Source organism: Haloferax sp. s1 (assembly GCF_058382125.1).
Map to the genome: position 1 here is coordinate 1 of NZ_JBZRPK010000630.1, position 10667 is coordinate 10667.

General features: G+C 63.1%; 12 protein-coding genes. 9 read left to right on the forward strand and 3 right to left on the reverse strand.

Features of this window, described 5'->3' with window-relative positions:
- The 5 genes from QT222_RS13625 to QT222_RS13645 all read left to right on the forward strand — a co-directional run.
- Nucleotides 1-1294: Hsp70 family protein (locus QT222_RS13625; protein WP_491477478.1), on the forward strand; the 1294-nt coding region annotated here is incomplete at its 5' end.
- Nucleotides 1295-1437: 143 nt separating this feature from the next.
- On the forward strand, nt 1438-2592 hold the full coding sequence (dnaJ, locus tag QT222_RS13630) for a molecular chaperone DnaJ (RefSeq protein ID WP_491477479.1): 1155 nt from the start codon (nt 1438-1440) through the stop codon (nt 2590-2592).
- Nucleotides 2593-2671: 79 nt separating this feature from the next.
- Nucleotides 2672-2992 (forward strand): cupin domain-containing protein, encoded by a 321-nt coding sequence (locus tag QT222_RS13635; protein ID WP_004056758.1) that lies wholly within the window; start codon nt 2672-2674, stop codon nt 2990-2992.
- A gap of 96 nt (nt 2993-3088) precedes the next feature.
- Complete coding sequence (locus QT222_RS13640; protein WP_491477480.1) at nt 3089-3802, forward strand: AMP-binding protein; 714 nt, start codon at nt 3089-3091, stop codon at nt 3800-3802.
- Between the two features lie 138 nt (nt 3803-3940).
- The gene (locus tag QT222_RS13645) at nt 3941-5248 is read left to right on the forward strand and encodes a dicarboxylate/amino acid:cation symporter (RefSeq protein WP_491477481.1); all 1308 of its coding nucleotides are present in this window, start codon (nt 3941-3943) and stop codon (nt 5246-5248) included.
- A 32-nt stretch (nt 5249-5280) separates the two neighbouring features.
- Here the strand turns inward: QT222_RS13645 and QT222_RS13650 are convergent, their stop codons facing one another.
- Entirely contained in the window at nt 5281-7275 is a 1995-nt protein-coding gene (locus QT222_RS13650; protein WP_491477482.1) for an AMP-binding protein, read from the reverse strand.
- 124 nt (nt 7276-7399) lie between these two features.
- On the opposite strand from QT222_RS13650, the gene QT222_RS13655 reads away from it, so the two are divergent.
- Nucleotides 7400-7981: a GNAT family N-acetyltransferase gene (locus QT222_RS13655; protein ID WP_491477483.1), complete on the forward strand. Its 582-nt coding sequence runs from the start codon at nt 7400-7402 to the stop codon at nt 7979-7981.
- Between the two features lie 23 nt (nt 7982-8004).
- On the opposite strand, the gene QT222_RS13660 is transcribed toward QT222_RS13655, so the two are convergent.
- Complete coding sequence (locus QT222_RS13660; protein ID WP_004056773.1) at nt 8005-8271, reverse strand: DUF8142 family protein; 267 nt, start codon at nt 8269-8271, stop codon at nt 8005-8007.
- A gap of 76 nt (nt 8272-8347) precedes the next feature.
- Nucleotides 8348-8599, reverse strand: a complete 252-nt coding sequence (locus tag QT222_RS13665) for a DUF7520 family protein (RefSeq protein ID WP_179955335.1) — start codon at nt 8597-8599, stop codon at nt 8348-8350.
- Nucleotides 8600-8725: 126 nt separating this feature from the next.
- Here QT222_RS13665 and cdd point away from each other — a divergent pair, with 126 nt between their 5' ends.
- From cdd to QT222_RS13680, 3 genes are all read left to right on the forward strand, one after another.
- Nucleotides 8726-9148 (forward strand): cytidine deaminase, encoded by a 423-nt coding sequence (gene cdd / locus QT222_RS13670; protein ID WP_491477484.1) that lies wholly within the window; start codon nt 8726-8728, stop codon nt 9146-9148.
- Nucleotides 9149-9226: 78 nt separating this feature from the next.
- Nucleotides 9227-10045: a nucleoside phosphorylase gene (locus QT222_RS13675; protein WP_491477485.1), complete on the forward strand. Its 819-nt coding sequence runs from the start codon at nt 9227-9229 to the stop codon at nt 10043-10045.
- Nucleotides 10046-10159: 114 nt separating this feature from the next.
- The coding region (locus QT222_RS13680; RefSeq protein WP_491477486.1) for an NAD(P)/FAD-dependent oxidoreductase at nt 10160-10667 on the forward strand (508 nt) is incomplete at its 3' end.

Here is a 10667-nt window from a genome sequence, read left to right on the forward strand (position 1 = left end):
CTACGAAGTTGTCGCGACGAACGGGGACAACGAACTCGGCGGTGACGACTGGGACGAAGCAATCATCGACTGGCTCGCCACGGAGTTCAAGAACGACCACGGCATCGACCTCCGCGAGGACCGACAGGCCCTCCAGCGCCTGAAGGACGCGGCCGAAGAAGCCAAGATCGAACTCTCCTCGCGCAAGGAGACGACCATCAACCTCCCCTTCATCACGGCGACGGACTCCGGTCCGGTCCACCTCGAATACGACCTGACCCGCGCGAAGTTCGAGTCGCTCACGAAGGACCTCATCGACCGCACCGTCGAACCGACCGAGCAGGCCCTCGAAGACGCCGGATACGGCAAGGACGACATCGACGACGTCATCCTCGTCGGTGGCTCGACCCGCATGCCGCAGGTCCTCGACAAGGTCGAAGAGATTCTCGGCTCCGAGCCCAAGAAGTCCGTCAACCCCGACGAGGCCGTCGCACTCGGCGCGGCCATTCAGGGTGGCGTCCTCGGCGGCGAGGTCGACGACATCGTCCTCCTCGACGTGACGCCGCTGTCGCTCGGTATCGAGGTCAAGGGTGGTCTCTTCGAGCGCCTCATCGAGAAGAACACGACCATCCCGACCGAGGAGTCGAAGATTTTCACCACCGCGGCCGACAACCAGACGACGGTGCAGGTCCGCGTCTTCCAGGGTGAACGCGAGATGGCTGAAGACAACGAACTCCTCGGCGAATTCACGCTCTCGGGCATCCCGCCGGCACCGGCCGGAACGCCGCAGATTGAAGTCGGCTTCAACATCGACGAAAACGGTATCGTCAACGTCTCCGCCGAGGACAAAGGCTCCGGAAACGCCGAGTCCATCACCATTGAAGGCGGCGCTGGTCTCTCCGACGACGAAATCGACCGCATGCAGCGCGAGGCCGAACAGCACGCCGAAGAGGACAAGGAACGCCGTCGCGCCGTCGAAGCCCGAAACGAGGCCGAGGGCGCAGTTCAGCGCGCCGAGACCCTCCTCGAAGAGAACGAAGAGAACGTCGACGACGAACTCCGCGCCGACATCGAAGCGGCTATCGAGGACGTGGAAGCGGTCCTCGAAGACGACGATGCGAGTACGGACGAACTCGAAGACGTGACCGAAGACCTCTCGAAGGAACTGCAGGAGATTGGCAAGCGCATGTACCAGCAGCAGGCACAGGCACAAGCTGGTGGTCCCGGCGGTGCCGATGGCCCTGGTGCCGATGCCGACCCTGAAGACTTCGTCGACGCCGACGCGGACTTCGACGACGAAGACGACGACGAGTAATCGAACTATCTCACCCCGGCTTTCCGGGGGACCCGGTGCGGGCGGTCGAAAGAAACTGTTGAGGCGGCTCTAACGCCGCCCGTGCTCGCCGATACGGGAGACGTACTTTTCAAATACCTTCGCCGGTTACACCATAGCAACTGATGAGCGAGGACTTCTACGACGTGCTCGGGGTCTCGCGGGACGCCTCGAAAGACCAAATCAAGAACGCGTACCGCAAGAAGGCCGCGAAATACCACCCTGACGTGTCCGACGAAGAGGACGCCGAAGAGAAGTTCAAGAAGGTTCAGAAGGCCAAGGAGGTCCTCACGGATGACGAAAAGCGCCAGATGTACGACCAACTTGGCCACGAACGCTTCCAGCAGACCCAAAAGCGCGGGGCCGGTGGCGGCGGCGGTGGCCGCGGTCAGGGCAATCCCTTCGGAGGCGGCGGAAACCCCTTCGGCGGGATGGGCGGTGGCGGCTTCGAAGACATCTTTAACAACCTCTTCAACGGCGGTGGCGGTCAACGACGTAGCCGCCCGCAACGGGGCCGCGCCGCCGCCCAGCCCATTCCCACCGCCCGCAAAGACGCGTCCCACGGCGCCGAGCGGGATGGGAGGATCCGCCGCCGGGGGGTCTGCCCCGATTGGGCCGGGGAGGGCCCCCCCGCCGATGCTGACGTGAACACCTGTTCCGAGTGTAACGGCTCCGGCCAGCAGACGACCGTCCAGCAGACGCCGTTCGGCCGCGTTCAGCAGACGACGACCTGTCGCGCCTGCGGCGGCGAGGGCAAGACCTACAGCGAAGACTGTTCCGAGTGTCGCGGCAGCGGGCGCGTCCGCCGCACCCGCGACGTGACCATCACCATCCCGGCCGGGTTCCGCGACGGGCAGCGCCTCCGGTACCGCGGCGAGGGTGAACCCGGAGAGAACGGCGGGCCGAACGGCGACCTCTTCGTCGAAGTCAACGTCCGCGACCACGAGGAGTTCGACCGCGACGGCGACGACCTACAGTACACGCACCCGATTTCCTTCCCGCAAGCCGTCTTCGGCGCGACTGTCGAAGTGCCGACGCTCGACGGCGAAGAGGAACTAAAGGTTCCGGCGGGAACCCAAAGCGGTTCGACCTTTACGGTCTCCGGCGCGGGGATGCCGCACCTCGACGGTCGCGGCAACGGCGACCTTCACGTCGAAATTCACGTCGTCACACCCGAAGACCTCAACAGCGAACAGCGCGAGGCGCTCAAGCAGTTCGCCGAGGCGGGCGGCGAAGAGGTCAAAGAGAGCCTCTTCCAGAAGCTCAAGAACTCGCTGTAACCGCTTTCGACCGCTTTCGTTCCGCCCCGATTCGTTTTTTGCCGCTACGTTAAGGGTTCTCGCACCCATCTGTTAGACAATGTCGCACACGAAAGTCAACTACCGAGACGTAGACGAACTCGCTGGCGGGCTACACTTCATGCGCGACGCGCTGGAGTGTAAACAACTCGGGTTTTCCGTCTTCGAGTGCGACCCGAACTGGAAAGGAAAACGCCACGACCACGCCCACCAAAATCACGAGGAGGTCTACTTCCTCGTCTCGGGTTCCGCGACCCTCGTCGTCGAGGGCGAGGAGGTCGAACTTGAACCCGGAGACGCCGTGCGTGTCTCTCCAACGGATACGCGGCAACTCCGAACCGGCGACGAAGAATGCGTGTTCGTCGTCGCTGGCGCACCCTGAGTCGCTGATGCGGTTGAACTCGCTCGAATCGCACCGTACCCCGAAGCCGACCGCCGCCTCGTCGCCTTTTTTCATACCGCCCGCGTAGGGCTGCCTATGGACGTTATCGGCGACCTCATGGCCCGTGACAGGCGAAGCGACCGACTCGCCCTCCGGGTCGACGGCCCCGGCCGGACCTACACGTACTACGACCTTATCACCACGTCGTACAAGGCGGGAAACGTCCTTCGCTACCTCGGCGTCCGCACGGGTGCTCGCGTCGCCGTCGAACCGGTTTCACTCCCGGAGCCGATGTTGACGTTCCTCGGCGCGGCCCAACTCGGCGCGGTGACGACCTTCGACCCGACTTCGGAGGCCCGCGCTGTCGTCGTGGATGTCGCCCGAGAAGACGAGTTCGACCTGCCGCCGGGCCACAAACTCGCCGTCTACAACGGCTCGCCGAGTTCGCCGACGACAACTCACTGGGAACAGGAAGTTTGGAGCGAGAACCCCGCCGTCCACCCGGAAATCGTCGCCCCCGACGATGTGGCACTCGTCGCCGACGGCCGCGAGTACACGCACGGCGACCTTCTCGATGCGGCGAAACGAGTCGTCTCGGACTACAACCTTGGCGAAGTCGACACGGTTGCGGTTCGCGCTTCCCTCTCGCACCCCGGAACCGTCGTTGCTGGTATTCTCGCGCCGCTTCTCGCCGGCGGGACGATTCGCGTCCCTGCTGACGACGACCCCATGGACGCGGCAATCATCGTCAACGAGCGTGCAACTGAGTCGAATGCGGTCGCACCGGGTGAGATTCTCGACGACGACTGACTCTCCGGAAAATCGTCGTTCGAATCTGAGTTAGATATCTCAGAAAAATCCTGCATCTCGATTCAACTTTTGTACCGATGTCTGTTGTCTAGCCAATACACTTATCGCCCAGTTATCCACTTAGTGACAACACGTATCATGTCAAATTCTGCCATCGTCTCGCTATGGAGACGGTACCGCTCTGTTAGCATCGTCTATCGAATTGGGTTGGCGTTCGTGTTGGGCTCGCTTCTGGGCCTCGTCGTCGGACAACCCGCAACCGCGTTAAAGCCCATCGGTGACCTGTTCGTTCGGTTGCTGAAGATGCTCATCGTCCCCATCGTGGTGTTTACGCTCCTGATGGGTGTTCGGCAACTCTCTCCCTCGTCGCTCGGGCGCGTCGGGTTACAGGTCGTGGGCCTGTACGCGTTCACGTCGGCCCTCGCGGTGGCTATCGGCTTAGGTGTGGGTAACCTCGTCGACCCCGGGTCCCGCGGACTCGAACAGCTTCTCGCTCAAGCCGAAGCCCAGAGTGCCGAGGCACCGAACGCGGTCGAGGTCGTCCTCAACATCGTCCCGACGAACCCGATGGGCGCGATGGCCGAGGGGAACGTACTCCCGACTATCTTCTTCGTCGTGGTGTTCGGACTCGGCCTGTCGCTGGTCTGGGAGGAGACGAACGACGAGTCCGTCAAGTCCGGCATCGAGACGTTCTTCGACCTTGCCGACGCGGGGGCCGAGGCGATGTACAAAGTCGTCTGGGGTGCGATGGAGTTCGGCGTCATCGGCGTCTTCGCACTCATGGCGAACGTCTTCGGGACGGCCGGTGTCGACGCAATTTTGCCGTTCTCGCTTCTCATCGGCACGATGCTCGTGGCCGCCGTCGTCCACATCGGCGTCGTCTATCTCAGCGGCTTGGTCGTCGGACTCGCCCGTCGCTCGCCATTCGCATTCCTCTCCGGGTCGCGCGATGCGATGGTGACGGCGCTGAGCATTCGGTCGTCGTCTGGCACGCTTCCGGTCACGATGTCTGATGCCGACGAAAACCTCGGCATCGAAGAGCGTATTTACGGCTTCTCGCTCCCGCTCGGTGCGACCATCAACATGGACGGGACGGCAATGTATCAGGGAGTCGCCGCCATCTTCGCGGCCAACATCATGGGCGTGAACCTCTCGCTCGTCGACCAGTTCGCCGTCGTCGCGGTGGCCGTCCTCGCAAGCATCGGAACCGCCGGGGTACCGGGGTCCGGACTCATCATGCTCACCCTGGTCCTCACGCAACTCGGATTGCCCCTCGAAATCGTCGGCCTCGTCGCGGGTGTCGACCCCATCCTCGACCGAATTCGGACGATGGTGAACGTGACCGGCGACCTCGCGGTGACGACAGTCGTGGCGAAGTGGAACGGCGCGGTCGACTTCACGGCTGAGGCGTGGAGCGACGGTATCGTCCCGTCGGTAGCCGACTAAGAACCGACGACGAGTCGCGCTCGGCCGTCTCTTCAGGACGCCTGTTCGAGTTTTTCGAGCGCCTCGGGATTCTCGATACTGCTCATGTCGCCGAGTTCCTCGCCCGCGTAGATGGAGGCGATGGCGCGGCGGATAATCTTGCCCGACTGCGTCTTCGGGAACTCGTCGACGAAGAGAATCTCTCGCGGGCGGAACGGCTTGCCCAGTTCCTCGCCGACGACGCCGCGGAGTTTCTCGCGCAAGTCGTCGTTTTCCTCCACGTCGTCTTCGAGAACGACGTAGGCGACGACGGCGGACCCGGTCGTGTCGTCGGCGGCGCCGACGGCGGCGGCCTGATTCACCGCGTCGTGTTCGATGAGCGCGCCTTCGCCCTCGGCGGGGCCGACCTTCCGACCCGCCACGTTGAGGGCGTCGTCGGCGCGACCGTGGAGGAACCAGAAGCCGTCTTCGTCCTTCTGCGCCCAGTCGCCGTGGTCCCAGAGGTTCTCCCACGACGACCAGTAGGTGTCGAGGTAGCGCTCGTCGCCGGACCAGAGGCTTTTCGTCATCGCCGGACAGGAGTCGCGGGCGACGAGGAAGCCGCGCTCGTGGGTGTCGGCGATAGATTCTCCTGCGGAGTCCACGATGTCGATGTCCATGCCGAGTCCGGGGCCGCCGAGACTGCACGGTTTGAGTGGTTGGGTTGGCATCGGCATGAGGAAACAGCCGCAGATTTCGGTGCCGCCGGAGATGTTGATAATCGGCGCTTCGCCGCCGCCGACGTGCTCGTAGAACCACATCCACGACTCGGGGTCCCACGGCTCGCCGGTCGACCCGAGGAGGCGCAGACTCGACAGGTCGTGTTTGTCGACCGCTTCGTCGCCGTACTTCCGCAGGGCGCGGATGGCGGTCGGCGAGATGCCGAAGGTGGTGATACGGTGGCGTTCTATCATGTCCCAGAACCGGTCGGGTTCCGGGTGGTCCGGCGCACCTTCGTACATGAAGATGGTTCCAGCGAAGGTGTGGTTCCCGATGAGCGTCCACGGTCCCATCATCCAGCCGATGTCGGAGACCCAGAAGAAGCGGTCTTCGGGCTTCTGGTCGAAGCCGAAGTGAATCTCCTTGGCCGTCTGAGCCTGCACGCCGGCGTGGGTGTGGACGATTCCTTTCGGCTTCCCCGTCGTCCCCGACGAGTAGAGCAGCATCGACTCTGCGTCCGAGGGGAGGTGTTTCGTCTCGTATTCGGAGTCGGCCTCGTCGACGGTGTTCGCCCACAACTCGTCGCGGCCGTCGGTCCACGGGACGTCCTCGTTACTATCCTCGAACCGCTGGTAGACGACGACGTGTTCGACGCATCCGGCTTCTTCGATGGCCTCGTCTGCTGTCGGTTTCAGTCGGACTTCCGACCCGCGGCGGTAGAAGCCGTCGGCGGTGAACAACACCGAGCACTCGGGGTCTTCGAGACGGGTCGCGGTGGCGTCGACGCCGAACCCGGAGAAGATGGGGACGGCGGTTGCGCCGACTTTGAAACAGCCGTAGAGGATGGAGATGACTTCGGGGACCATCGGCATGTAGAGACCGACGGTGTCGCCGGTGCCGACGCCGTAGGATTCGAGGACGTTGGCGACGCGGTTCGCCTCCTGATACAGGTCGTGGAAGGTCCGCTGGACGACCTCGCCGTCTTCACCCTCCCAGATACAGGCGACGCGGTTTCGGTTCGGGGAGTCGACGGCGGCGTGTCGGTCCAGCACGTTGTGGGCGATGTTGAGTTCGCCGCCGGGGTACCAGCGAGTGAACTGCGGGCCGTCCGAATTGTCACGTACTTCGTCGTAGTCATCGTAGAACTCGATATCGAGATAGTCGACGAGTTCGTCCCAAAACCAGTCGACGCCGGAGGCGCTCACACCCGGCACCTCGGTCGTCGTCCGTTCGATGAGTTCGTCGTAGTCCTCGATGTCGTGTTCCCGCATGAATCGAGTCACGTTGGCATCTTCGACGAACGCCGAGTCCGGTTCGTGCACCACGGTATCGGTGTCGGGTACGTCCATGAATCGACGTACTGTGACTATAACCATCAATCTTTACTGTTCTTTCATTTTGGTTCCCCAAGCGAGACGGGAATCGACGGACTGGCCCGGGGTGTTTTTGTCTCCCGAAGCGGTATGTTCACGTATGTACGTCCGGGATGCCAAGAACCGAGACGAAGTCTGGTTGCTCGATTCGCTGGAGGAACTCGGGCTTGACGATGGCTCCTTCCGCTCCCGCGACTACGTCATCGCGCTTGACGAGGAGTCGAACGAAAAGGCCGGGTTCGGTCGCATTCGGGTCCACAAGGGTGACACCCCGTTTTGCGAGATTACCTGCGTCGGCGTCCCGGAGCGGTGGCGCAGACAGGGTGTCGGCGCACACGTCGTCGAGCGACTCGTCGACCGCGCCAGCGCCGAGGGATTCGACACCGTGTACGGGTTCTCGTCGGCACACCGCTACTGTACGCAGTTCGGCTTCGAGGCCTTGGACGCCGACGACCTCCCCGAAGTGCTTCGAAGCCGACTCGAACAGGTCAGAGAAGCCGACCCCGACGCGATTGCACTCCGACTCGACCTCGGGAAGTTCATGATGCCGGAGCGACTCCGCGAGCGGTTCAAGGTCGCGGCCCCGAAATCTGCCGGGGCAGCGGAACCGGAGTTAACGGCCGAAGACTTCGGCTACGACGAGGAGACGCCGACGAAGTACTCCACGAATCTGCGTCGCTGAACGGTTCGAAACGGTCGGTCGGTTCAGGTCCGGTCGTCGAGGAAGTCTGTACTGAAGACGATCCACGACAGCACGCTACAGAAGAGAATCGGCGGCAGGATGGCGAATCCCCAGAGGGGTTGGAGTCCCTGCAGCAAGATAAGCACCACGTCGGCGAGACCGAGCGCCAGAAACGGTGCAGTGGCTAACGCGGCGCGCTTCCGGTTTTTGCCACCCTCTTCTTCCGGGAGCGGCCCGGGCGACGGGTTACCGGCCGAAGACGATGCCGTAGTCGACGAGGGCGCATCCATAGATGGCTGTCCGGTCCCGACGAGCAAAAACGGTCCGCCTTTCGGCCGCGATTACACGCTCGGTCGCACACCGAAATTAGGCCTGTTCCATCCGAGAGGCGAACTCGACGAGACCGAACAGCACCGCGAGGATAACCACGGAGAGGACCATGCCGTAGACGCTGAACGCAAGCGGCGTCGTCGGCAGCGAAAGGAGGCCGAACAGCGATATCTCGGCGGCGACTTGGCCGCCGCTCTCGCCGATGAAGACGCCGAGAATCCCCGAGATGAGCACGGTGCTCACGCCGATGAGGAGTAGAACCCGTCGTCCACCCAATTTGTCGTTCACGACGGCGCGTTGGAACCGGACGGTATAGTCGCTTGCGGGACGACACGAGCCGAAAGGGTGCGGTGATACGGCCCCGGATACGAGAGACGAACGAACTAAGCCACCCCACACGAATCACGGCGACACATGCCCGAACCACTCGTCGAACGCGCCCGCGAAGCGCTCGACAACGCCTACGTTCCCTATTCGGAGTACACCGTCGGTGCGGCGCTCGAAACATCGGACGGCGAGGTGTACGTCGGCTGTAACATCGAGAACGCGAACTACTCGAACAGTCTCCACGCCGAGGAGGTCGCTATCGCCGAAGCGGTCAAGAACGGCCACACCGAGTTCGCCCGTCTCGTGGTCACCTCGGGTGCCCGCGACGGTGTGACCCCGTGCGGAATGTGCCGTCAGACGCTCGCGGAGTTCTGCGACGAAGACCTTCCCGTCATCTGCGACCTCGGTGGCGATGAGACAGCCGAGTACACGCTGGGCGAACTTCTGCCGGATACGATTTCACTCGACACGCTCGAAGCGGCCGCGGAAAAGCGCGACCGCGACGAGTAAGTTCCGTCTTTCGCTGGCGCAGTTCTCGTCGGCTCCGAAGAACGCAAGAATTTCTACCGCTCCGCTGAGAGTACGTGCATGAACGATAGTGAGGACCCGAACGACGAGGTTCAGTACCACCTCGAAGTCGGTCCCGAGGACCTCGCGGACGCCGTGTTGCTCCCTGGAAATCCAGAGCGCGTCGACAAAGTCACCGCGCTGTGGGAGGACCACGAGGAGAAAGCGTACCACCGCGAGTACCGAACCGCAACGGGAACGTACGACGGGACGCCCATCTCCGTCACCTCGACGGGAATCGGCAGTCCGTCGGCGGCAATCGCCGTCGAAGAACTCGCCCGCGTGGGCGTCGATACCTTCATCCGCGTCGGTTCGTGCGGCGCTATCCAACCGGAGATGAACGTCGGCGACCTCGTCATCACCTCCGGTGCCGTCCGGCAAGAGGGGACCTCGAAAGAGTACGTCCGCGAGGACTACCCCGCCGTGGCCGACCACGAGGTCGTCTCCGCCCTCGTCGCCGCCGCGGAGCGACTCGGCTACGACTACCACGTCGGCCTGACGATGAGCGCGGACTCGTTCTACGCCGGTCAGGGCCGACCCGGATTCGAGGAGTTCCGCGCTGCTGGCTCCGAATCGCTCGTCGAGGAACTCCAGAACGCGAACGTCAAGAACATCGAGATGGAGGCGTCGGCGCTCCTGACTATCGCGAACGTCTACGGCCTTCGGGCCGGTGCCGTCTGTTCGGTCTACGCGAACCGCGTCACCGGCGAGTTCCGCACCGAAGGCGAGTCGCGGGCGGCCGAAGTGGCGAGCCTCGCGGTCCATCTCCTCGCCAAGATGGACGAAGTCAAACGCGAGGCCGGCGTTGACCGCTGGCACGCCGGACTCTCACTCAAATAATCCGACAACCGTCGAACCCGAACTTCGACGCGTCGGAGCGTATAGCCCCCAAATCCCCCGGCATTGGGAGCGAGTTTCAAAGCCCCTTTATCCGATGACTGCACAGACGACCACATGAGCACGCAGGTCGTCGTTCTCGGCTCAGGGTATGCCGGGGCCGGCGCAGTAAAACGCCTCGAAGAAGAACTCGGTTACGACGCACAACTGACGTGGGTCGCCGAACACGACTACCACCTCGTCCTCCACGAGGTCCACCGATGCATCCGTGACCCGAGCGTCGAGTCGAGCATCGCGATTCCCGTCGACGAAGTCAAATCCAACGAAACGGAGTTCGTCAAGGGCCGCGCGACGGACGTCGATGTCGACGAGCGCGTCGTCGAACTCGAAGGCGGCGACACTGTCGACTACGATTACCTGCTTGTCGCTATCGGGTCTTCGACCGCATTCTTCGGCATCGAGGGCCTCAAAGAGTTCGCCCACCAACTCAAAGGTCTCGACGACGCCCGCGAGATTCACCAGGACATCAAACAGGCGGCCAAAGACGCCTCCCGCGACGACCCCGCGAAGGTCGTTATCGGCGGTGCTGGTCTCTCCGGTATCCAGACCGCCGCCGAAGTCGCAG